This window comes from Luteimonas sp. A277 (genome assembly GCF_054052045.1).
The window spans coordinates 132,118-153,278 of record NZ_JBSVRG010000006.1 but is presented as its reverse complement, the minus strand read 5'-3'; the positions used below and the strand labels follow the sequence as shown (position 1 = coordinate 153,278).

21 protein-coding genes are annotated in these 21,161 nt (G+C 68.6%); 6 read left to right on the top strand and 15 right to left on the bottom strand.

Features of this window, described 5'->3' with window-relative positions; translation table 11 throughout:
- Window positions 1-18: 18 nt before the first annotated feature.
- From ACW7G2_RS07715 to ACW7G2_RS07705, 3 genes are all read right to left on the bottom strand, one after another.
- Complete coding sequence (locus ACW7G2_RS07715; RefSeq protein WP_456974405.1) at window positions 19-1,035, bottom strand: 3-oxoacyl-ACP synthase III; 1,017 nt, start codon at window positions 1,033-1,035, stop codon at window positions 19-21.
- 108 nt (window positions 1,036-1,143) lie between these two features.
- Window positions 1,144-1,455, bottom strand: a complete 312-nt coding sequence (locus tag ACW7G2_RS07710; protein ID WP_456974403.1) for a DUF4156 domain-containing protein — start codon at window positions 1,453-1,455, stop codon at window positions 1,144-1,146.
- A gap of 135 nt (window positions 1,456-1,590) precedes the next feature.
- The gene (locus ACW7G2_RS07705) at window positions 1,591-4,461 is read right to left on the bottom strand and encodes a M16 family metallopeptidase (protein WP_456974401.1); all 2,871 of its coding nucleotides are present in this window, start codon (window positions 4,459-4,461) and stop codon (window positions 1,591-1,593) included.
- A 72-nt stretch (window positions 4,462-4,533) separates the two neighbouring features.
- Between ACW7G2_RS07705 and ACW7G2_RS07700 the strand changes: the two genes are divergently transcribed.
- The gene (locus ACW7G2_RS07700) at window positions 4,534-5,256 is read left to right on the top strand and encodes an SDR family oxidoreductase (RefSeq protein WP_456974399.1); all 723 of its coding nucleotides are present in this window, start codon (window positions 4,534-4,536) and stop codon (window positions 5,254-5,256) included.
- Between the two features lie 33 nt (window positions 5,257-5,289).
- Here ACW7G2_RS07700 and ACW7G2_RS07695 read toward each other — a convergent pair whose 3' ends face one another.
- Window positions 5,290-7,128 (bottom strand): fibronectin type III domain-containing protein, encoded by a 1,839-nt coding sequence (locus ACW7G2_RS07695; RefSeq protein ID WP_456974397.1) that lies wholly within the window; start codon window positions 7,126-7,128, stop codon window positions 5,290-5,292.
- Window positions 7,129-7,252: 124 nt separating this feature from the next.
- On the opposite strand from ACW7G2_RS07695, the gene ACW7G2_RS07690 reads away from it, so the two are divergent.
- The gene (locus ACW7G2_RS07690) at window positions 7,253-7,717 is read left to right on the top strand and encodes a tRNA (cytidine(34)-2'-O)-methyltransferase (protein ID WP_456974395.1); all 465 of its coding nucleotides are present in this window, start codon (window positions 7,253-7,255) and stop codon (window positions 7,715-7,717) included.
- A gap of 225 nt (window positions 7,718-7,942) precedes the next feature.
- On the top strand, window positions 7,943-8,500 hold the full coding sequence (locus ACW7G2_RS07685) for an OmpO family porin (RefSeq protein WP_456974393.1): 558 nt from the start codon (window positions 7,943-7,945) through the stop codon (window positions 8,498-8,500).
- A 106-nt stretch (window positions 8,501-8,606) separates the two neighbouring features.
- Here ACW7G2_RS07685 and ACW7G2_RS07680 read toward each other — a convergent pair whose 3' ends face one another.
- From ACW7G2_RS07680 to ACW7G2_RS07660, 5 genes are all read right to left on the bottom strand, one after another.
- The gene (locus tag ACW7G2_RS07680) at window positions 8,607-9,632 is read right to left on the bottom strand and encodes an NAD(P)H-dependent glycerol-3-phosphate dehydrogenase (protein WP_456974391.1); all 1,026 of its coding nucleotides are present in this window, start codon (window positions 9,630-9,632) and stop codon (window positions 8,607-8,609) included.
- Between the two features lie 4 nt (window positions 9,633-9,636).
- Window positions 9,637-10,170 carry a protein-export chaperone SecB gene (gene secB / locus ACW7G2_RS07675; RefSeq protein ID WP_456974389.1) on the bottom strand — a complete coding sequence of 178 codons (534 nt, stop codon included), beginning with the start codon at window positions 10,168-10,170 and terminating at the stop codon, window positions 9,637-9,639.
- 72 nt (window positions 10,171-10,242) lie between these two features.
- Window positions 10,243-10,680, bottom strand: a complete 438-nt coding sequence (locus ACW7G2_RS07670) for a rhodanese-like domain-containing protein (RefSeq protein ID WP_456974387.1) — start codon at window positions 10,678-10,680, stop codon at window positions 10,243-10,245.
- Window positions 10,681-10,749: 69 nt separating this feature from the next.
- Window positions 10,750-11,169 (bottom strand): hypothetical protein, encoded by a 420-nt coding sequence (locus ACW7G2_RS07665; RefSeq protein WP_456974385.1) that lies wholly within the window; start codon window positions 11,167-11,169, stop codon window positions 10,750-10,752.
- Window positions 11,170-11,200: 31 nt separating this feature from the next.
- Window positions 11,201-11,659, bottom strand: a complete 459-nt coding sequence (locus tag ACW7G2_RS07660; RefSeq protein WP_456974383.1) for a YiiD C-terminal domain-containing protein — start codon at window positions 11,657-11,659, stop codon at window positions 11,201-11,203.
- A gap of 72 nt (window positions 11,660-11,731) precedes the next feature.
- On the opposite strand from ACW7G2_RS07660, the gene ACW7G2_RS07655 reads away from it, so the two are divergent.
- Window positions 11,732-12,562 (top strand): uroporphyrinogen-III synthase, encoded by an 831-nt coding sequence (locus ACW7G2_RS07655; protein ID WP_456974381.1) that lies wholly within the window; start codon window positions 11,732-11,734, stop codon window positions 12,560-12,562.
- Window positions 12,559-13,794: a heme biosynthesis HemY N-terminal domain-containing protein gene (locus ACW7G2_RS07650; RefSeq protein ID WP_456974379.1), complete on the top strand. Its 1,236-nt coding sequence runs from the start codon at window positions 12,559-12,561 to the stop codon at window positions 13,792-13,794. Before ACW7G2_RS07655 ends, ACW7G2_RS07650 begins: the two co-directional genes overlap by 4 nt.
- 32 nt (window positions 13,795-13,826) lie before the next feature.
- Here ACW7G2_RS07650 and ACW7G2_RS07645 read toward each other — a convergent pair whose 3' ends face one another.
- A complete protein-coding gene (locus tag ACW7G2_RS07645; protein WP_456974377.1) occupies window positions 13,827-15,104 on the bottom strand; it encodes an acetyl-CoA C-acetyltransferase in 1,278 nt (425 codons plus the stop codon).
- An 86-nt stretch (window positions 15,105-15,190) separates the two neighbouring features.
- On the opposite strand from ACW7G2_RS07645, the gene ACW7G2_RS07640 reads away from it, so the two are divergent.
- Window positions 15,191-16,072 carry a hypothetical protein gene (locus ACW7G2_RS07640; protein WP_456974375.1) on the top strand — a complete coding sequence of 294 codons (882 nt, stop codon included), beginning with the start codon at window positions 15,191-15,193 and terminating at the stop codon, window positions 16,070-16,072.
- Window positions 16,073-16,108: 36 nt separating this feature from the next.
- Here the strand turns inward: ACW7G2_RS07640 and ACW7G2_RS07635 are convergent, their stop codons facing one another.
- From ACW7G2_RS07635 to glnA, 5 genes are all read right to left on the bottom strand, one after another.
- Window positions 16,109-16,711 carry a superoxide dismutase family protein gene (locus ACW7G2_RS07635; protein WP_456974373.1) on the bottom strand — a complete coding sequence of 201 codons (603 nt, stop codon included), beginning with the start codon at window positions 16,709-16,711 and terminating at the stop codon, window positions 16,109-16,111.
- 99 nt (window positions 16,712-16,810) lie between these two features.
- Complete coding sequence (locus tag ACW7G2_RS07630; RefSeq protein WP_456974371.1) at window positions 16,811-17,356, bottom strand: superoxide dismutase family protein; 546 nt, start codon at window positions 17,354-17,356, stop codon at window positions 16,811-16,813.
- Window positions 17,357-17,411: 55 nt separating this feature from the next.
- Window positions 17,412-18,857, bottom strand: a complete 1,446-nt coding sequence (locus ACW7G2_RS07625; protein WP_456974369.1) for an MFS transporter — start codon at window positions 18,855-18,857, stop codon at window positions 17,412-17,414.
- Window positions 18,858-18,868: 11 nt separating this feature from the next.
- Window positions 18,869-19,609, bottom strand: coding sequence for an N-acetylmuramoyl-L-alanine amidase (locus tag ACW7G2_RS07620; RefSeq protein ID WP_456974367.1), 741 nt, complete (start codon window positions 19,607-19,609; stop codon window positions 18,869-18,871).
- Window positions 19,610-19,703: 94 nt separating this feature from the next.
- Window positions 19,704-21,113, bottom strand: a complete 1,410-nt coding sequence (gene glnA / locus ACW7G2_RS07615; RefSeq protein WP_456974365.1) for a type I glutamate--ammonia ligase — start codon at window positions 21,111-21,113, stop codon at window positions 19,704-19,706.
- Window positions 21,114-21,161: the final 48 nt, after the last annotated feature.

Genomic DNA, 21,161 nt, shown 5'->3' with positions numbered 1-21,161 from the left:
CTGCATGCAGCCATCGGTTTACCAGACGACCTCGGCCATCGAGCAGTTCAGGCCCGAGCCGATGCCCAGCAGGGCGATGCGGTTGCCCTTCTTCAGGCGGCCCTCCTCGCGCAGCTTGCTGAGCACGATCGGCACCGAGGCGGGACCGATGTTGCCGTGCTCGCCGAAGATGGTCATGACCTTCTTCGGGTCGATGCCCATGGCCTTGGTGAAGGCCTTGGTGTGCGCCTTGCTGACCTGGTGGATGACGAACTCATCCAGCTCGCTCGCCACCCAGCCCAGCTTCTGGCTGGCCACCTGGAAGGTCTTCTGCGCCAGCTTCACGCCTTCGATCAGCAGCAGGCGGGTGTCGGTGATCATGCCGTCGAGGTTGCCGCGGCACAGCTTGTTCCACTCGGTGGCCGCGCGGGTCACGCCGCCCCGGTAGCGGGGCGCGCCCGGGACCAGTTCGGCACGGGCCAAGACCATCGCAGCGGCGCCGGAACCCAGGGTCAGGGTGGCCATCTCGTTGCGGAAGTCTTGCTGGGTGACGTCGTCGCGGGACATGCGCTCGAGCGTCTTCTCGTAGGCGAGATCCGCAGTTTCTCCATCCACCACCAGGGCGTATTCGATCTCGCCACGCTCGATCATGCGGCCGGCGATGTCCATGCCGTTGATGAATGCCAGGCAGGCGTTGGCGACGTCGAAGTTCTGGCAGGTATCGGGCAGGCCCAGGTTGCCGCTGACGATCGAGGCCGTGGACGGCTCCAGGTAATCGCGGCTGACCGAGGTGTTGATCAGCAGGCCGACCTTGTCGGGATCGATGCCGGCATCGGCCAGCGCCTTGATACCCGCCAGCGTGGCGGCGTCGGAAGCCTGCACGTCGCCGTCCCACAGGCGCCGGGCGTGGATGCCGGCGATGTCGCCGAACACGTCGATCCGGATGCCCAGGCGGTCAAGCGTTGGCTTCAGCCGCGCGTTGATTTCATCGCTCGTGAGCCGGCGCGGCGCGTCGATATGTGCAAGGCCGGCGATGGCGACGTGTTGGAACAGCATGGCGATACCGGATACGGAGACAAAAGAGGGACCATGTTACCGGCTTCCACCCGGCGGCGCATTTTTGGCCAGACCCGGCGTTCAGGATTTGACGAGGGCGGCGGGAGGTCAGCCGCCGCAGCGCCAGGCGGCGAAGCGCTGGGTGCCGTTGAGCGGCTCGGTCAGCGCGTGCATGGTGTTGGCGCCCAGGCCGGGGCCCTCGTTGCGGGCGAGGGTTTCCAGCTCGTCGCGCACGCGCAGCTGGTTGCGCTCGATGAAGGCGATGCTGTGCTTCACCGACACCTCCACCTCGCCCAGCTTCTGGCAGCCGGTGGGCGCCGAGGGCGCAATCCGCACCGCGCTGGCACCGGGCGCCATGTGCACCCAGGTGCAGGCGCCAAGGACGGGGGTGAGGACGAGAAGCAGCAGGAACTGTCGCATTGCAGGAACAACCGGTCTGTGGACCCGGTGATAGTGCTGGCTGGCACCGCGGGTGGCAACCGTTCCGCGCCGCCCGCGGAGCGGCCATCCCTCCCCCCGTTCAGCAGGAAGGGATGGCGCTGCAGCGGACCGCGGTCAGTCGCCGGTGACGGGATTGCCGTCGGCGTCGACCACCGAGACTTCGCCAAGACCCAGTTCGCGGATCGGCTGTTCGATCTGCGACAGGTCGCCTACCACCACCCAGGTCAGGGCGGCTGGATCCAGGCCAGCTGCGGCAGCCGTGACCTGATCGGCGGTCATGGCCTCGATCTCGGCGCGGCGCTGGAGCACGTAGTCGTCCGGGCGGTCGAAGCGCACCATCCCGCCGATCTCGTTGAGCACGGCGCGCGCGGTCTCGTACGAGCCGGGCAGGCGACGGATGTTCTGCGCCTGAACCAGTTCGACTTCATCCGCCGTGGCCGGGGCGGCGCCGCCCGCGTACTCGCTGATTTCGCGCTGCAGCTCCCGCAGTGAATCCACGGTCCGGTCGATCTGCACGGCCGAATAGGCCATCCACGGCCGCGGCCCCACCGCGCCGGCGGTCATGGAGTAGGCCCCATAGGACCAGCCCTTGTCCTCACGCAGGTTCATGTTCAACCGCGAGGAGAAAGCGCCGCCGAGGACCGCATTGGCGATCTCCAGGCGGATTGCCCCGGGGTCGGTACTGGGCGGCACCACCTGGCCGGCGAAGATGTTGGCCTGCACCGCGCCGGGCTGGTCGATCAGGTACACCCGCGCGGCCTGCGGACGCTCCACATTGCCGACCGCCGGTGTCGCCGGGGCGGGACCTTCACCACGCCAGTCGCCGAAGTGCTTCTCCAGCAGCGGTACAACTTCGTCCAGGGTCGTCGCGCCCACCACGATCAGGGTGGCCTGTTCCGGACGCACCCATTCGCGGTGGAAGGCCACCAGGTCATCGCGGGTCAGCGAGGTCACGGACTCCTCGGTGCCGGTGCCGCTGAGCGGGATGGCATAGGGATGGCCCTCGCCGTACAGCAGCGGCGGCAGCACGCGCAGCGCGGCGCCGTTCGGGCTGGCCTGCTCCTGGCGGATGCCGGCGATCCAGCTGGCGCGGACGCGGTCGATCTCGGCCTGGTCAAAGCGCGGCGCACGGATCATGTCGGCATACAGGGCCAGGGAGGCATCCAGGTTTTCACCCAGCGCGGACAGCCACGCATTGCTGCCATCCAGGCCCGCCCCGGCCACCAGCCGGGCGCCCAGGGACTCGGCGCGGTCGGCGAAGGCCAGCGCATCCAGTTCACCGGCACCCTCGTCGAGCATGCCCATGGTGAAGCTGGAGGTGCCGGCTGGACGGCCCTGGTCGGCGCTGTAGCCGCCACCGAATTCATAGCTGAACTGCACCACCGGCACGTCATGGCGCTCGGCCAGGATCACCGTGGTGCCGTTGGACAGCTGCGCCCGCTGCAGTTCGGGGAACTGCAGGTCCGGGAAATCTTCGGTCTGCGGCACACCCACGCTGCGGTCCACCGTGCTCTCAACCGTGGTGTAGCGCGGATCCGGCTTGGGCAGGACGAACGGCGCGGGAGTCACCGCCGGGTCTTCGGGAAGGATGGTGCGGTCGCCCGGCACCACCACCAGCACGTGGTCGCCGGCGGACAGCCATTTGGCCCCTGCTGCCTTGAGGTCATCGGCCGTGGCGGTGGCAATGCGCTGCTGCGAGGTGCGGAAGCATTCCGGATCGCTTTCCAGCACCGCGCAGCGCGCCAGCACGTCGGCCTTGCCGCCAAATCCGCCGATGCGCTCGACGCCGCGCACGAAGCCGCTGCGCAGCACCGTCCTGGCCTGGGCCAGCTCGGTGTCGGTCGGGCCCTCATCGATCAGCCTGCGCAGTTCTTCGTCGATGGCCGTTTCCACCTGCTCCGGCTCCACGCCGCTGCGCACGTTGGCCTGGATGATGAACTGCCCGCCGAGCTGGCTGCCGCTGGCGTACACCGACACGCTGTCCACCAGCCGGTCCTGGTGCAGCAGGCGGCGGTCCAGGCGCGAGGAGCGGCTGCCACCGAGCACCTGGCCCATGAGCCGCAGGTGCTCGATATCGGCGGTGCCGCCCCGGGCCACGTTCCATACCCGGTACACGCGCGCCTGGGGCACGTTGTCTTCGAAGATGCTGCGGGTCGATTCGTTGCGCTGGGCCACGTTGACCTCGGGCTGGGCCATGTCCGGCCCGGCCGGGATGTGGCCGAAGTAGCGCGTCACCTTTTCCTTCGCGGTGTCCACGTCGATATCGCCGGCCAGCACCAGCACCGCGTTGTTGGGGCCGTACCAGGCATGGAACCACTGGTGCACATCCTCCAGCGTGGCCGCGTCCAGATCGTTCATCGAGCCGATCACGCTGTGCTGGTACGGATGTCCGTCCGGGTACATCTGCCGGTCGATCACTTCCCAGGCCTGCCCGTAGGGCTGGTTCTGGCGCTGGCGCTTCTCGTTCTGCACCACGCCGCGCTGCTCATCCAGCGCCGCCTGGTCGACCGCGCCCAGCAGGTGGCCCATGCGGTCCGACTCCATCCACAAGGCCATGTCCAGCGCGGTGGTCGGCACGTTCTGGAAATAGTTGGTGCGATCGGTATTGGTGGTGCCGTTCATGTCGGTGGCGCCGACCTGCTCGAACGGGGTGAAGTATTCACCCGGGTTGTTCTCCGAGCTCTGGAACATCAGGTGCTCGAACAGGTGGGCGAAGCCGGTGCGGCCCTTGGGCTCGTCCTTGCTGCCCACGTGGTACCAGATGTTGACCGCCACGATCGGCGCCTTGCGATCGGTGTGCACGATCACCCGCAGCCCGTTGGGCAGGGTGAAGCCGTCATGGGCGATATCCACCGCTGGGGCCTGCGAAGCATCCTGCGCGAAAACAGGCTGGGTGGGCAGTGCAGCAGCCAGGGCAGCGGCCAGCGGCAGGGCAAACAGCGCGGCGCGGCCGCGGCGCAGGGTGGTCGGGCGTACAGGTGTCATCGCAGATCCTTCGCATTGCACAGGGGTGATAGCGCGCTATCGTAGCCGCATCTTTGCAGATGAGCCGACGCCATGCCGAACCGCCAAGCCCTCGTGACCGGCGCCAACCGCGGCCTGGGACTGGAGTTCACCCGCCAGCTGCTGGCCCGGGGCGACCGGGTGGTGGCCACCTGCCGCCAGCCCGGCAAAGCAACGGCACTGAACCGGCTGGCCGGCGAATACCCGGGCCGCCTGCACGTGCTGCCGCTGGAGATGGCCGAGCCGAAATCCCACGCGGAACTGGTCCGCGAGCTGCCCATGGTGCTGGGTGGGCATGACGATGACAGGCCGGGCCGGCTGGACCTGCTGCTCAACAATGCCGGTGTACTGCATTCGGGCGAGCGCTTCGGCAGCGTCGGGGCGGACCACCTGGACCACAGCTTCCGCACCAACGCCGCCGGCCCGTTCCTGCTGACCCAGGCGCTGGCGCCGCTGCTGGCGGACGGCGCGCGGGTGGTCAACCTGTCATCGCGGCTGGGCTCGATCGCCTCGACGGAACGCTTCGGCACGCCCAGCTACAACATCAGCAAGGCGGGGCTGAACATGGCCACCGCGCTGCTGGCCCTCGCCCTGGCCGATCGCGGCATCGTGGTGGCGGCCTTCAGCCCCGGCTGGGTGCGCACCGAAATGGGCGGCAGCGAGGCCGAGGTGGCACCGGAAGATGCGGTCGCCGGAGTCCTGCGCCAAGTGGACGCTCTGGCCAGCGCCGACAACGGCCGTTTCCTCGGCACAGATGGGGACACCATCCCTTGGTAGCAGCGGCCCGGATTGCACCGGGCCGCCGCAGGGTCACTTCTGGATGGTGAACTCGTCCATCAACGCGCCCGCGACGTCATAGGACCTGTATTCCAGCGTCCCGCCGTCGATGTCGATGACCTGGTAGGTGGCGATATCGGTGAACCGCCTGGCCACGTACGGCGCATCGGTCTGCTTGTACATCTTCGAGCCGGCCACCGACATGATGTAGACCGGGCCTTCGGCCGGCGAGTCGACCACTTCATCGCCCCGCATCGGGAAGGTGCGCAGGTAGGCGTGGTCATCGCCCTGCAGCACCAGGTCCACGCCGTGCTTTTCAAACACCGGCGCCCATGCCGCCTTCTGCTCCGGCTGGCCGCGGTCACCGGGCCGCGGCGAGTACAGCGGGTGGTGGAAGACCGCGAATTTCCAGGTCGCGTCCGAGGCGTCCAGGGTCGCATCCAGCCATTCCACCTGTGATTCCGGCTCCAGGTTCGAGTCGAGCACCACGAACAAGGTGTCGGCGTATTCCAGCGAATACACGCGCTCGGGCTCGATCCCTTCAGGGCCGTTGCGCGGCAGGTCGAACTGATCGACGTACAGCTCCGCCCGGCCCTGGTCGACCTCGTGGTTGCCGATCGCCGGCACCAGCGGGCGGTTGTCGTAGACCCCGCGGGCGTTGTGGAACAGCCAGTCCCAGTCGTCGCGGCGCTCGCCCCAGTTCACCAGGTCGCCGGCCATCACGTAGAACGCGGCCTGCGGGGTCTCGGCGTGCGCCTTGCGTACCAGTTCGCCCCAGCCGTCCAGGCCGGTCTGCGCATCACCCATATAGATGAAGGAAAACGGCTCGCCCTGCGACGGACCGGTGTTGAAGCTGCGCTCCTCGCCCCACTGCTCGCCATCGCCGATCGCATAGCGGTAACGGGTGCCCGGCTGCAGGCCTTCGAGCGCTACGGTGTGACGCATGACCCGGGGATCATTGGCTACGTCCGGGGTGTGCAGTTCCACGCTCTGCGCCTCGACCACCACCGCTTCCGCGCCGGCTTCGTCGGCGACGTAGCGCAGCTGCGATTGGCCGCTGTCCGTGGCGGTACGCCACTGGATCGACTGGGTGGTCGCGGTGTCTCCGGCCCAGGTCAGCACCACGTGGTCGGCGTCGGCGCCGGCCGGGTACGGGGTAGCGCGGAAGTAGCCCAGCAACGCGGATTCGTTCTCGCGCTTTTCCAGGGTCTGCAGCAGCGGCAGGCCGGCGAGCGCCGGATCGATGGCGTTCAGCTCATCGGTGTCATCGGTAAACACGCGGGTGCCGGCAGTGGCCGCGGCCACGCCCATGGTGTCCGGCCACAGGGCGGAAATCTGCGGCTGGGCGTCACCCTCCGCGGCCGGCGCCACCACGACGAAATAGGGCTTTACCGCTGCCTCAATCGAAGGCACGCCAAGGGCCACCTCGCCGGCCGGCACCTGCATGCTCCAGCCGCGGAAGTCGTCGTCCCCGTCCACCAGTGCATCCTGGCCGCTGGGGGCGAAGCCCCGCTCCTCCAGCCAGAAAGGCACCAAGTCGGAGTCCGGCGAGAGCAGCACGTGGATGGTGGCCGGGGCATCGACGCTGAAGCGCAGGAACCCGGTCGACAGCACCTCCCGCTCTTCATCGGTGGCCAGCGCCAGCGCCTGTTCGGCAGGCAGCGCCTCCAGCGCATCAACCGGAACCTGTTCGATGATCCGGGCCCGGATCGCATCCACCGCGATGGCCAGGTCATCGGCCGTAGGAGCCTCCGCGATCGCGCTGGCGCCAGCGCCGAGCGGTGCGGTATCCGGCGCGCCGGAGCACGCTGCCAGCAGGGCCAGGGCGAGAGCGCCCGGAACGAGTGTCCGCAGGCTGGGTCGAGTCGGCATTGGAAAGTTCCTGATCAGGTCAACCTGACATGTTGCTACCGGGCGATGACGGCCAGCCGACGGAAATATTTCAGTTCCGCGTCACACCGCTGTGCCGAGCGGGACGAAGCCTGATAATCACCCGATGTTCGACATCATCCTCCACCAGCCGCAGATCCCGCCCAATACCGGCAACGTGATCCGCCTGTGCGCCAACATCGGTGCGCGCCTGCACCTGGTGGAACCGCTGGGATTCAGCCTTGACGACCGCCAGCTGCGGCGGGCCGGGCTGGACTATCACGAATATGCGCCGGTGAAAGTGCACGCCTCTCTGGATGCCGCCCTGGCGGCCATCGTGCCGACGCGCCTGTTTGCGCTCAGCACCCGTGGCAACGTGCCTTACGACCGGCCCGGCTACGACGAAGGCGACGCCTTCCTGTTTGGCTGCGAGACCAGCGGCCTGGCGGAAGCCGTGCTGGAGGCCATACCCGCCGGCCAGCGCCTGCGGTTGCCCATGCGCCCCGGCAACCGCAGTCTGAACCTGTCCAACGCCGTGGCCGTGGTGGCCTTCGAGGCCTGGCGTCAGCTAGGACATCCTGGAGGGCAATAGCCACCGGCCCCGGCTGCAACAGGGACGCATCTGAACACGGGCGGAAAGTTCCTGTACTTCGCGGTTCAGTATTCAGCCGCCGTTAGCCTACGTCCCTGCACAATCCCTCCTATCGGCCCGGGCGGCCGTGGTGCCTTCAGCACATGAACGCACTCCTCCCCTCCCCCTGCCGCCCGGGCCGACCTTTCAAATAATCAGAAATACGCAGAGAAAGGATCTCCCCCGATGAAACAGTCCCTGCTCGCCCTCGGCCTGGCTGCAACCCTCCCGTTCGCCGCCGCAAACGCTGCCGAAGGCGTGACGTACAACTACGTGGAAGGCGGCTACATGGCCACCAACGCCGACCTGGATGCCGACGGTTTTGGCGTCAACGCGTCGGTTGCCGTGCACCCGAACTTCCACATCTTCGGCGCCTACGCCAACCAGGACATCGACCATACCAACGTCGACTTCGACCAATGGCGCGTGGGCGTGGGCTACAACCACGAGATCTCCCGCAACGCCGATCTGGTGACCCGCCTGGCCTACGAGAAGTTCGATGCAGGCCGCGGCTTCGACTACGACGGCTACAGCGTGGAAGTCGGCATGCGCGCTGCGTTGGCGCCGAACTTCGAAGGCCACGCGATGGTGGGCTACGAGGACTTCGGCAGCGAGTTCGACGACGATTTCTATGGCCGTCTTGGTGCCGTGGTGAAGTTCAACCAGAACTGGGGCCTGTCCGGCGACGTCAAGTTCGTCAGCGGCGACACCCAGTGGTTCGTCGGGCCGCGCTTCACCTGGTAAGCAGCCCGGCTTCAGAGCAATACCTTCAGAGCAACACCGCAAACCGTCTCTCTCTCCCCCCTCGGAATGCGATCGACCCGGCCGGCAACGGCCGGGTCTTTTTTTGTCAGAACAGCTTGGCCGGATACTCCGCCTTGCGGTCGCGCGCCATCAGCCGGGCCAGGCCCTCGGCCGGGGTGATGTCGCCGTGCAGCACGTCGTGGACGGCGCTGGCGATCGGCAGTTCGATGCCGTGGCGCCGGGCAAGGCGCATGACCTCGTTGGCGGTCTGCAATGACTCGACCACCTGGCCGATTTCCCGCACCGCATCGTCGATCGACTGTCCACGGCCCAGGGCCAGGCCCAGGCGGCGGTTGCGCGACAGGTCGCCGGTGCTGGTCAGGACCAGGTCACCCAGGCCGGCCAGTCCGATCAGCGTTTCCGGACGTCCACCCAGGGCCACGTTGAGCCGCAGCATCTCGTTCAGGCCGCGGGTGATCAGGCCCGCCCGGGCATTGAGGCCCAACTCCATGCCGTCGGCCACGCCGGTGGCCACGGCCAGCACGTTCTTCATCGCGCCGCCAAGCTCGGCCCCGCGCATGTCATCGCCGGTGTAGGCGCGGAACGCCGGGCCGTGCAGCACTTCGGCCACCTGTTCGGCGAACGCCGGATGGTCACCATGCACGGTGAGCGCAGTGGGCAGTCCGGCGGCGACCTCCTTGGCGAACGACGGCCCGGTCACCACCGCCAGCGGCACGTCCGGACCGAGCACCTCGGCCGCTACCTCGTGCAGGAAACGGCCGGAGCCCGGCTCGAAGCCCTTGGTGGCCCAGCACACGCCGGCATCGTCACGACGCAGCGGAGCCAGCGCGCGCAGGGTTGCGGCAAACGCGTGCGAGGGCACCGCCACCAGCACCAGCTCGGCATCGGCCAGCGCCGCCGCCATGTCGGTGGTGGCGCTCAGTTCGCGCGGCAGCTCGATGCCGGGCAGGTAGCGGGCGTTCTCATTCCGCCCGTCAATGCCGGCAATGTTCTCCGCGTCCTTCTCCCAGCCCCACAGCACGGTGGGGAACTGGTGGCGCGCAATCAGCGCGGCGAGCGCGGTGCCCCATGAGCCCGCGCCAAGCACCGCGACCCTTGGCCGCTTGGACATGCGATCAGGCGTTGCCAGCGGTCTCGCTGCCGCCTGCGCCTTCGGCCGCCTGGCCTTGCTGTTCAGCCCGCTTGCGCAGGCCTTCGGCGTACAGCGACTCGAAGTTGATCGGCTGCAGCAGGAACGGCGGGAAGCCGCCGGCCTGGATCAGCTCGCCGATCAGCTGGCGGGCGTACGGGTACAGGGCGTTCGGGCAGTGGGTGCCGAGCATGGCGTCCAGCACCTGCGGCTCGAAGCCGGACAGGGTGAACACGCCGGCCTGCTGCACTTCGGCCACGTACACGGTGTTGTTCTCGTCCAGGCTGCAGGTCAGGGTGATGCCCAGCACCACCTCGTAGCCGCTCTCGCCAACCTTGGTCACCCGCTGGTTGAGGTTCATGTTGAGCTGCGGCTGGGCCTGCTCGTTGAACACCTGCGGCGCCTTGGGCGACTCGAACGACACGTCCTTGACGTAGATCTTGTCGACGCTGAACTGCGCGCCGGCCGGCTGGGTGGGGGCGGCTGCGCCGTTGGTGGTTTCAGGCTGCTGGTCGGCCATGGTGTTCTGACTCCGGGTTCCAGAATGGGGTAAAGAGATCGATTATCGCACTTCGGGCACAGGCAGCGCCGTTCAGCGACGTCCGCGCGCCAGCGGCAGGTCCGCCTGCTGCCAGCCGGTGATGCCGCCATCGAGAACGTAGATGCGCTCGAAGCCGGCCTTTTTCAGCCTGGAGGCGGCACCGCCGGCGGTCTGGCCGGTCTTGCACACCAGCACCACGGGGAGCTTTTTGGCCGCGGCCAGCTGTTTGTTCCCGGGATCGAACTGGCTCATCACCACGTTTTTTGAGCCGGCGATGTGGCCCTTGTCGAAATCCGCGATCGGGCGCAGGTCGACCACCAGGGCATTCTCCTGGTTCACCAGCGGCGCCAGCTCGCCTGGACGCAGGACCTTGAAGCCGCGGAACAGCCGCGCAATCTCGGTGTAGATGAGCGCCACAGTCAGGCCCACGAGGGCCAGGACCAGCAGCTGGTTGCGGCCGGCGAATGCCAGCAATTCTTCAGGATTCACGGGTGTTCCGGGGAGGTTCTGCGGTTGGGGATTGTCGCCCAGCGCGGCGCGGGGCGCAAAGCCGCCAGCTCATTCACCAGGCCACAGGTCCGGCAGGCCGCCGCTGATCCACCACTGCCCGGCAGTGTCGTCGTAGCGCCACTGCTCGGTGTAGCGCAGGGTGCGCTCGGCCATGTTGTGACGGTTGGTCACCCCGATCTCGATCTCCCGCGCGGCAGTGCCGTCGGGAAAGCTGCGCGAGGCCAGCTCACGGTAGGTGGAGATGCGGATCTGTTCGAAGCGCTTGAACTCAAGTTCGCTCATGGGATTGGCCTCCCGGTAGTCGGGATCCACCAGGTTCCATGCGCCTTCGAAGTCGCCCCAGCGGATGGCGGCCGAATAGACGTACTGCATCTGCTCCAGCTCGCTCATCTTCTTGCCACCAGCGCAGGCCGACAGCGTCAGCGCGGCCAGCAGCAGGACCAGGCCCGATTTGATCAGCTTTGACATCGGTTCGTCATTCCTCTGCACAGCGCACATCCTAGTCCCTGGCAATGGCCACGTAACGTGCCCGCCCACGGGTGGCGACGCCGCCTTCGGGCAGCGCAATCTCTACCTGCAGGTGGATGCTGGTCCGCCCGCGCTCGCGCAGCCTGTCGCCAAATCGCACCCAGTCCGCCCCCGGCTCCAGCCGGGCTTCCGCCCGCAGGTCCGCGTACAGGGGTGCCACGTAATCCACCTGGGTGCTGGCCACGAACACGTCCGACTCCCTGCCCGCCGCTTCCGCCTGCAGGGTCACCAGGCCCCACCCGGCCAGGGTCATCAGCGAGGTCAGGCTGCCGCCAAACGCGCAGCCCTTGTCATTCACATGACGCGCCAGCGGCGCGGACAGGCGCAGGCTGGCCCCGTCATAGTGGTTTATCTCAATACCCATGGCGGTCACCGGCGCCATGGCGCGGTAATGGGCAAGCAGGCCTTCCAATCCGGCCGCGGACGTCATCAGCAAAACGGTCTCCATGGTGATCAACAACAGGACTTGCGGGCGCCGCGGACGGCGGCCAAGCTGGCATGCATGACTCCCTCAGACCGCCCGGCCTCCGCACTGCGCGGATGCTACGTCATCTCGCTGCGGCCCGTGGGTGAACACGCCGGCATGCGCAGGGCTGCGGCCGTCCACGGCGCCAGCACGCTTGCCCTGTCGCCATGGCGGCTGGTTCCGCGCGGCGAGGAGGCGCTGCCGGCGCTGCGCCAGGCCCTGGGCGCGACGATCGCCATCTTCACCAGTCCGGCGGCCGTACATGCCGCTGCCGGCATGGTCCCCCTGGTGCCGCGATCCGGCCAGCTGCGCGTGGCCGTGGGCGCCACCACCGCCGCCGCGCTGCGCCGGGCAGGCGTGGTGGAACCGCTGTACCCGCAGCGCATGGACAGCGAAGGACTGCTTGGATTGCCCACCCTGACAAACGTGGCCGGCCTGGACATCGGCCTGGTCACCGCGCCGGAAGGGCGAAGCTTCCTGACCGAATCACTGCAGGCGCGGGGCGCGCGGGTGCTGCGCGCGGATGTTTACGATCGGGTCCCGGTGGCTCCGGCGCCGCAGGCACTCACCCGGCTGCGCGCGCTTTCCACGGGCACCCCGTTGGTACTGGCCCTCAGCAGCGGACTGGCGCTGGAGATGCTGGTCGACTCGTTGCCCGCGGACATTATCGAGCGGCTGCGCGGGGCGCTGGTGACAGCAGCCAGCGCGCGACTGGTGGAGCTGGCGCTGGGCCTCGGGTTCGAGAAGGTGGTGCAGGGCGCCGACGCGCGGCCTGCGTCGCTGCTCGCTGCGGCTGCATCCGCTGCACACCAAGGCAACAAGCGTGGCGCTAACGTGGCAGCAATCACACCGGAGACTGCCCGATGACCCTGTTTCGCAACCTGATGCTGTGGCTCGTACTGGCGGTGATTGGCGCGGCCCTGGCCTGGATGATGCTCGGCGGCGACCACGGCCAGGTGCTGGTGCGCTACGGCGGCTACGACTACCGCACCACCCTGGTCAACGCGATCGCCATTGGCCTGGCCGTGGTGCTGGTGCTGTGGCTGGCCTGGTGGCTGTTGAGCCTGCCTTTCCGCACCTGGCATGAGCGCCGCGACCAGCGCGCACGGGCCAGCCTGGGCGATGGCCTGGAAGCGCTGCACCAGGGCCGCTATGTGCAGGCGGACAAACTCCTCGCCCGTGCGCGCGACGAGCCCCATGCCGAAGCGGCGGCCCGGGTGGCCGTGGCCCATGCCGCCCATGAGCGCGGCGACGCGGCGCGGGCCCGCAGCGAGCTGGACGGCTTTGGCGAACGCCACCCGGCGTCGCGCGCCATTGCCGCGGCCGAGCTGGCCCTCGCCGATCGCCGTCCGACCGATGCATTGGTTGCCCTGGATGCTCCGGCAGCGCAGCCGCTGCCGCCACGGGGACTGGCACTGCGGGCCGAGGCGCTGGCCGTGTCCGGCCAGGCCGCGCAGGCTTACGAACTGCTCGGCGCGCTGCGCCAGCAGCAGGCGTTGCCCGACGCTGCGCTGGCCGAATCCGAGGTCCGGTGGGCCGCGGCGTCACTGCGCGAAGCCGGCGACAGCAATGCCCTCGCCGACCGCTGGGAAACCCTGCCCAAGCCGCTGCGTACCACGCCGGAAGTGGCCCTCGCCTACGCCGACCGCGCGGCCGCGCTGGGTTGGGACGAAGCCGCCACCCGGAGCCTGGAACGGGCCCTGGAAGCCGGCTGGGATGAACCCCTCATCGAGCGCTACAGCACCCTGCCCGGGGGAGACCTGGAGCACCGCACCGCCGCCTGCGAGCGTTGGCTTAGCAGGCACCCGGAGAGCGCCGGGCTGCCGTTGGCACTGTCAAGGCTGTGGGCCAAACAAGGGGACTGGGACCGGGCCGAAGACCACGCGCTGCGCGCCATCGAGCGCGATCCGCGCGGCGGTGGTTGGGAGCAGCTTGGCCACATCCGCGCTGCCCGCGGGGACGAGACCGGCGCCTGCCAGGCCTACGCCAACGCCCTGCGCGCCAGCCGCGGTGACACCGTGCTAATACCCGCTGCCCATCCGGCTCCCGAACTGGACCCGATCGACGATCCCCTGCTGCCGCCGCCGCTGCATCCCTGAGGCCGCGGCGAACGGTGGCTCAGCGCTCCAGGTCAGCGCTCCAGGATCGCCACCACGCCCATGCCGCCGGCGGTGCAGATGGAGATCAGCGCGCGGCCACCGCCGCGCTCGGCCAGCTGCTTGGCCGCGGTGGCCACCACCCGCGCGCCGGTGGCGGCGAATGGATGTCCTGCGGCGAGCGATGAGCCCACCGGATTGATCTTTTCCGGATCGATCCGGCCCAGCGGCGCATCCAGGCCCAAGCGGCGGCGGCAGTAATCCTCGCTTTCCCACGCACGCAGGGTGCACAGCACCTGGGCGGCGAAAGCCTCGTGGATTTCGTAGATGTCAAAGTCCTGCAGGGTCAGGCCGTTGCGCGCCAGCATCTCGGCCACGGCCACGGTGGGCGCCATCAGCAGGCCTTCCCCATGGACGAAATCGACCGCCGACACATGCGCGTCGCGCACCCAGCACAGCGGCTCGTGGCCATGCGTGCGCGCCCATTCGTCGCTGGCCAGCAGGCAGGCGGCGGCACCGTCGGTGAGCGGGGTGGAGTTGGCGGCGGTCAGCGTGCCGCGCCCGGAAGCGCGGTCAAACGCCGGCTTGAGCGTGGCCAGCTTGTCGATCGAGGTGTCCGCACGCAGGTTGTTGTCACGCGCCACGCCGCGGAAGCTGACCACCAGGTCATCAAAGAAACCGCGCTCATATCCGGCTGCCAGCTTGCGGTGCGAGGCCACGGCCAGCTCGTCCTGCGAATCGCGCGAGATGTTCCACTGCTTGGCCATGTCCTCGCAGTGCTCGCCCATCGACTTGCCGGTGCGCGGCTCGGCCACGCCGGGAAAGTCCGGCTTCAGCTCGCGCAGGCGGAAGCCCTTGAAGGCAGCCAGTTTGTCTTTGGTGCCCTTGGCCGCCGCTGCGGCCAGCAGGCGCCGGCGCAGCTTCTGCCCGTACACGATCGGCACGTCGGAAGTAGTATCCGAACCACCGCCGATACCGGCTTCGATCTGCCCCATCGCGATCTTGTTGGCCACGGTGATGATGCTGTCCAGCGAGGTGCCACAGGCGCGCTGCAGGGTGATGCCCGGTGTCAGCGGCGACAGGCCCGACGACAGCGCCGCCTCGCGCCCCAGGTTCCAGTCGCTGGAGTGCTTGATCACCGCGCCCATCGCCACCTCGCCCAGCTGCTGGCCGTGCAGGCCGAAGCGTTCAACCAGCGCGCCGAGCGTGCGTACCGACATGCCAAGGTTGCCTACGTCCGCGTAGGCGGTATTGCGGCGGCAGAAAGGGATACGGACGCCGCCCAGCACGGCGACGGGACGGGTTTGCTGCATCGGGGAGCACCTCACGGCAGAGCCCATCGGCCTTGACGGGCATAATGTTGGCCATCTTAACGCCGGGCCGGTTGACGGCAAACGCTATGACCCAATCAGGGCTGAACCCCACCCGCTGCGTACGCGGCGCACTGGCACTGGAACGCGTGGCGGCCGAAGCGCCGGGCGCGCTGTCGCTTGCCCAGGACCAGGCCGGCGCGCTGGCCGCGCTGATCGCCCGTGACCTGGCCACCTTCACCACCGATGTGGGCGACCTGGACCTGTGCATGGTGGCCGCCCACTACGATCCGGCCGAACTGCTGCGCCCGGGCTGGCCGCTGCACGAAGAGTTGGCCCAGCTGTCGGCGCGCGCGCCCGGCGACGCCGGGGGCCGGGTGATCGCTTTTGGCAGCCACGAGGGCAAGCTGCCCGGCACCCTGACTCCGAATCCGGCCATGGCCGAAGGCCCGCTGCGGCTGGTGCCCTTCGTCCTGACCGGTCCGGCAGAGGCTGTCGACACGGTCGGCGAAACGTTCGAAAACCAGCTGCTGGAACGCGGCATGGCCGACGCCGGCAGCGCGTTGCTGGCGCAGGAAGCGTTCGGGCTGCAGGTGGAGCACGCCCGCTACCTGACCCTGCACGACCTGTGCGCGATGACCGCGCTGCAGTACGACCATGCGGGCCTGTCCCGGGTCTGGCCGATCCTTGAAACCGCGCTGCTGGCGCCGCAAAAGGATGCCTGGCTGGATATTCCGCCCGAGCCGCTGCTGCGCTACGTGGACGGCGAAGTACGCATCGCGATGTTCTCGCCCGACCACTGGCGCCGCCACTATGGCGGCGACGAGCAGGACGAGGCGCGGCTGGCCCGCGGCTATCTGCACTTCGAGGCCCGGCAGCGGCAGATCACCGCCCTGCTCCAGGCCCATGCCATCCCGGTCACCTTCACCCACTGCCGCAGCGACGGCGACCCGCGCGAGGAGCTGGCCTGACGGTCGCTCCCCGCGCGCGCCTGGTGGCTCGCGCCGTTACTGCGCTTCGATCACGCCACAGGCCAGCCGGTCGCCGGCGCCGCCGGTGGGCTGGGTGACGTAGTCATCGGCATCGGCGTGCACGATCACGCCCTTACCGACGATGTCGGCGGCACCGCCATCGCCCAGCGTGGCGCCGTGCAGCCAGCGGTCGACCTGGGCCACGCCTTCGCCGTTGGCCATGAGGTTGTCGCTGTCGCCCACGTGGTGCTCGCCCTGGCCGGCACGGCCGTGCTCGCTGTCTTCGGGATTGAAATGACCGCCCGCGCTGGTCGCATCAGGCGCGCTGCAATCGCCGGTTTCGTGCACGTGGAAGCCGTGCTCGCCACCTGCCGACAGGCCGGTCACTTCGCCGGTCACGTGGATGTTGCCGTCGACCACGGCGAACTGCAGCTGGCCGCCGGTGTCGTTGCCTTCGGTCGGCGAGAGCACGGCGATCGCCATGCGTTCGGCGGTATCGACCGGCTCGGCCACTCCGGTCTCCATGCCGGTGGGCGCCGTCGCAGGCGGGGTCGCTTCACCGGCGGGATCGGAAGAAGGTCCGCAGGCGGCAAGCGCCAGGACCGCGGGGGCGAGAAAGAGCAGATGGATCGATCGCATGGGCTGTCTCCAGTGGGATGCCAAGGTGCCGCCAGCATACATACGCAGGAATTCATGCAGCGTGTTGGTTGGCGGCCTGTTGACGGCGTGCCAGCCGCGTCACTGCCCGGCGACGATCTCGCCACAGGCCACCCGCGCGCTGAATGCACCAGGCGTAGCGCCGAGCACCAGCAGCGCCCGGCCATTGATGTCGTTGGCCGAGCCGCCGCCCAGCACCGCACCCGGAATCAACAGGTCAACCTGGGCCACACCGCGGGCGTCGGCAAAGATCCGGCCCGGGGTACCGGTGACCGCACCACGCTGGGCATAGCCTTCCAGCGGATCGAAGAAAGGGCCGGCAGTGCTCGCATCGGCGGCGCTGCAGTCGCCTTTTTCGTGCACCTGCAGCCCGTGCGCCCCGTGCGGGACCAGCCCGCCCACCTCTCCGGTCACCCGCACCGTGCCGGACTCGGCACGCAGCCGGACCTGTCCACTGACCAGGCTGCCCGAAGCGGAAGCGAGGTTGGCGGTTGCCGCGGCGAATGTTCCTGCCTGGGCAAACTCGACCGGCTCGGGCACGGCGACGGGCAGTGGGCGCGGATCAGGAGTGGAAGAACAGGCCGACAACAGTGCGGCCACGGCAGAGACAGTCAGCAGAAAACGCATGGCCGGAACTCGCAGTGGAACGGAGGCAGACGATACCGCTTCCCCGGTCCGCACTTCATGAACGGATCCGCCGCCTAGTCTGCGGCGCGGCAGGAGGAGAGGGCCGCGTCAGTCGCCAGCCTGCCCAGACTCCCAGGGCAGCAAAAGGCAGGCCGCTGGCGAACACCCAGGTGACCGCCGCCTGGGCGCTCACCACGCCCGACGCGGTACCGAAGCCAACCGCATTGGCAGCCACCCCGGCGATCGCCGCGCCGACCGCGCCGCCGGTCTGGCGCACGGCGGTGAAGGCCGACGCGCCGATGGCGCGCTCCTCATCGGCCAGCAATCCGAGCATGCGCCGGTTCATCAGGCTGGACGACAGCCCGAAGCCCACGCCCATCACCGCCGCCGACCCCACCACCACGGTGAGCGACGCGCTGCGCAGGGTCAGCATCATCAGGATCAGGCCCAGCGCGATCAGCAGCGAACCGGAGCGGATGCAGCGCCGCTCACCGGCTTCGCTGGAGACCCCGGCCACGAAGAACGCGGCCAGGGTCCAGGTCATGGCCTGGGCGGCGATCACGTAGCCGGCCCAGAGCGGTGACAGACCACGCAGCGCCTGCAGCAGCGCCGGCCCGTAGACCGTGAAGCCCATGGCCGCTGCCATGAGCGCAAACATTGCCGCGTAGCCGGCGCCGACGGCGGTACGCGGATCACCCGCCAGCCGCGGCAGCAGGCGCACCGGAGCGCGCGCATCCAGCCGCAGCACGCCGACCAGCACGGCCAGGCCCAGGCCCACCGCCAGCGCCGTCAGCCACTGGGCACGCAGGAGGTCCGCCAGCGCCACCAGGCTCACTCCCGCAGCCAGCGCCACCAGTTGCCGCATCGGCACCCGGCCGCCACGGCGCGGCGGCGCAGTGCCCGCCAGCAGCCAGGGCGCCACCAGGCAGAACAGCAGCGCTTGGGCGGTGAACAGCCAGAACACGCCGCGCCAGTGACCCGCCTCGGCGAACAGCCCTCCCAGCAGGGGACCCAGCAGCGTGGCCACGCCCCACACCGCCGCCACCGCGGCAAATATCCGGGCCAGATGGCGCTGCGGAAACAGCAGCGCGATCGCCACCATGGCCATCCCCGAGACCCAGCCGGCACCGACCCCTTGCACCAGCCGGCCAATCAGGAAGGTCGCCATGTCCGGCGCCAGTGCGCCCAGCAGGCAGCCGGCGGCAAAGGTGAGGCCGGCGAGCAGGGTGGCCCGGCGCAGCCCCAGCAGTTCCGACAGGCGACCGGCGCTGGCACCGGCCACGATGGCGCCAAGCAGGAAGCCCGCGGTGGCCCAGCCGTACCAGGCCTGTCCGCCGAGATCGCGGCCGACGCTGGGCATGATCGTGGCGGTCACCAGGGTGTCGGCGGCGTTGAGCCACACTCCCAGGAAGACCACCACCAGCCGCGGCGCCCGACCTTCGGCAAACAGGTCCGCCCAGCCGGTGCGCGGAGCGGAAGCACTGCCGCCCGGCCCCGGCACCGGCGGCTTCCTCAGCGGGTGACTGCTGGCGATTGGGTCAGCGCATGCAGGATGCGCAGGTCCTCGGCGTCCAGCTCCATGCCCTGCAGGCCGCGGAAGCGGTGGCGGAACGCGCGGATGGTGGCTTCCGGGGCATCGACCGGATAGCCGATCAGCTGCAGCGCCTGCATCGGGTCGAAGCCTTCCGGCGGATCGACCATCAGGGCAGGATCGGGCCAGATGCCGAAGCCTGCGTCATGCAGCCGCTTCCACGGAAACAGTGGACCCGGATCGACCTTGCGCGCAGGTGCCAGGTCGGAATGGCCGATCACGTTCTCGCGCGCGATGCCCCAGCGGTCGGTCAGGTCTTCAAGCAGCACCAGCAGGGTGTCGACCAGCGGTTCGGTGAACGGCTCGCTGCCGTTGTTGTCCAGCTCGATGCCGAGCGAGAACGAGTTCACATCGCTCATGCCGCGCCAGCTGCCGGCACCGGCGTGCCAGGCCCGGTGCTCATCGGCCACCAGCTGATACAGGCTGCCGTCCTTGCCCACCAGGTAATGCGAACTCACCCGCCCATGGCTGTTGGCCGTACGCAGGGTGTGCAGGCTCTCTTCCACCGAACCCTGCTGGGTAAAGTGGACAACGATCAGGGTCGGCCGCCGAACGTCGTGATTTTCCGAAGCCACCCACTGCGCCATCGGGTTGCGTGGTGGCGAATGGGTACACGCTGCAAGCGCCAGCGCGCACAGCAGCACTGCAATGATTCGAAGCATGTCGTGCCCTTGTAGACCGGCACGCCATTACACAGCATTTGCCAGGTGCCGGCATCCGTCTCCGGGCCGGCACCCGTGCACGCCTGCTTTGCGCTCAGGCGCCGTAGTACAGCTGGTACTCCAGCGGATGGGTGGCGGCGCGGAACTTCGTGACCTCCTGCATCTTCACCGCGATATAGCTGTCGATGAAGTCGTCGTTCATCACCCCGCCGGCCTTGAGGAACTCGCGGTCGGCATCGAGTGCTTCCAGCGCCTGGTCGAGCGAGTGGCACACGGTGGGAATCAGCTTCTCTTCTTCGGGCGGCAGGTCGTACAGGTCCTTGTCGCTCGGGCCACCCGGGTCGATCTGGTTACGGATGCCGTCCAGGCCCGCCATCATCAGCGCGGTAAAGGTCAGGTAACCGGACTGGATCGGGTCGGGGAAGCGCAGTTCCACGCGCCGCGCCTTCGGGTTGGACACGTACGGGATGCGGCAGCTGGCCGAGCGGTTGCGGGCCGAATAGGCCAGCATCACCGGCGCTTCGAAGCCGGGCACCAGGCGCTTGTAGCTGTTGGTCGATGCGTTGGCGAAGGCGTTGATCGCGCGCGCATGCTTGAACACACCGCCGATGTACCACAGCGCGGTCTGGCTCAGGCCGCCATAGCCGTCACCGGCAAACAGGTTGGCCCCGTCCTTGGTCAGCGACTGGTGCACATGCATGCCGCTGCCGTTGTCGCCCACCAGCGGCTTGGGCATGAAAGTGGCGGTCTTGCCGTGGCGGAAGGCGACGTTGCGGATCACGTACTTCATCGCCAGCAGCTCGTCGGCCTTCTTGACCAGCGAGTTGAAACGGGTGCCGATCTCGCACTGGCCGGCAGTGGCCACCTCATGGTGGTGCACTTCCACCGGGATGCCGATTTGCTCCAGCGTCTTGCACATTTCCGCGCGCAGATCGTGCAGCGAATCCACCGGCGGCAGCGGCATATACCCGCCCTTCACCCCCGGCCGCAGCCCGCTGTTGCCGCCCGGATACTCACGCCCGGAGTTCCAGTGCGCCTCTTCCGAATCCACGTGGAAGAACGCCTGGCCCATCTCCACCGCGAAGCGCACCGAGTCGAACACGAAAAATTCCGGTTCCGGGCCAAAGAACGCCTGGTCGGCAATGCCCGAGGATTTCAGAAACGCTTCGGCGCGCCGGGCAATGCCGCGCGGATCGCGCGGATAGGCCTGCATGGTGGATGGATCCAGCACGTCGCACACCAGCGACAGCGTGGGATGGGCCGGGAACGGATCGACGAAGGCACTCGCCGGATCGGGCAGCAACACCATGTCCGACTCGGCAATGCCCTTCCAGCCGGGGACCGAAGAACCGTCGAACATCACCCCGTCTTCGAACAGCCCGGGCTCGACGATCGAGGCGGGATAGGTGATGTGGTGCTGGGCGCCGCGCATGTCGGTGAATCTGAGGTCGACGAATTCGATGCGGTGGTCCTGGATCAGCTTCTCAACGGTGTCGATGGGCATTGGCGTTCCTGTGGGGACGGGTATGCAAAGGATACCGCCGCCAACCGT

Bases quoted from the DNA above. Each gene is read 5' to 3' on its own strand.
- ACW7G2_RS07715 (WP_456974405.1), bottom strand. From the start codon at position 1,035: ATGCTGTTCCAACACGTCGCCATCGCCGGCCTTGCACATATCGACGCG.
- ACW7G2_RS07710 (WP_456974403.1), bottom strand. From the start codon at position 1,455: ATGCGACAGTTCCTGCTGCTTCTCGTCCTCACCCCCGTCCTTGGCGCC.
- ACW7G2_RS07705 (WP_456974401.1), bottom strand. From the start codon at position 4,461: ATGACACCTGTACGCCCGACCACCCTGCGCCGCGGCCGCGCCGCGCTG.
- ACW7G2_RS07700 (WP_456974399.1), top strand. From the start codon at position 4,534: ATGCCGAACCGCCAAGCCCTCGTGACCGGCGCCAACCGCGGCCTGGGA.
- ACW7G2_RS07695 (WP_456974397.1), bottom strand. From the start codon at position 7,128: ATGCCGACTCGACCCAGCCTGCGGACACTCGTTCCGGGCGCTCTCGCC.
- ACW7G2_RS07690 (WP_456974395.1), top strand. From the start codon at position 7,253: ATGTTCGACATCATCCTCCACCAGCCGCAGATCCCGCCCAATACCGGC.
- ACW7G2_RS07685 (WP_456974393.1), top strand. From the start codon at position 7,943: ATGAAACAGTCCCTGCTCGCCCTCGGCCTGGCTGCAACCCTCCCGTTC.
- ACW7G2_RS07680 (WP_456974391.1), bottom strand. From the start codon at position 9,632: ATGTCCAAGCGGCCAAGGGTCGCGGTGCTTGGCGCGGGCTCATGGGGC.
- secB (WP_456974389.1), bottom strand. From the start codon at position 10,170: ATGGCCGACCAGCAGCCTGAAACCACCAACGGCGCAGCCGCCCCCACC.
- ACW7G2_RS07665 (WP_456974385.1), bottom strand. From the start codon at position 11,169: ATGTCAAAGCTGATCAAATCGGGCCTGGTCCTGCTGCTGGCCGCGCTG.
- ACW7G2_RS07660 (WP_456974383.1), bottom strand. From the start codon at position 11,659: ATGACGTCCGCGGCCGGATTGGAAGGCCTGCTTGCCCATTACCGCGCC.
- ACW7G2_RS07655 (WP_456974381.1), top strand. From the start codon at position 11,732: ATGACTCCCTCAGACCGCCCGGCCTCCGCACTGCGCGGATGCTACGTC.
- ACW7G2_RS07650 (WP_456974379.1), top strand. From the start codon at position 12,559: ATGACCCTGTTTCGCAACCTGATGCTGTGGCTCGTACTGGCGGTGATT.
- ACW7G2_RS07645 (WP_456974377.1), bottom strand. From the start codon at position 15,104: ATGCAGCAAACCCGTCCCGTCGCCGTGCTGGGCGGCGTCCGTATCCCT.
- ACW7G2_RS07640 (WP_456974375.1), top strand. From the start codon at position 15,191: ATGACCCAATCAGGGCTGAACCCCACCCGCTGCGTACGCGGCGCACTG.
- ACW7G2_RS07635 (WP_456974373.1), bottom strand. From the start codon at position 16,711: ATGCGATCGATCCATCTGCTCTTTCTCGCCCCCGCGGTCCTGGCGCTT.
- ACW7G2_RS07630 (WP_456974371.1), bottom strand. From the start codon at position 17,356: ATGCGTTTTCTGCTGACTGTCTCTGCCGTGGCCGCACTGTTGTCGGCC.
- ACW7G2_RS07620 (WP_456974367.1), bottom strand. From the start codon at position 19,609: ATGCTTCGAATCATTGCAGTGCTGCTGTGCGCGCTGGCGCTTGCAGCG.
- glnA (WP_456974365.1), bottom strand. From the start codon at position 21,113: ATGCCCATCGACACCGTTGAGAAGCTGATCCAGGACCACCGCATCGAA.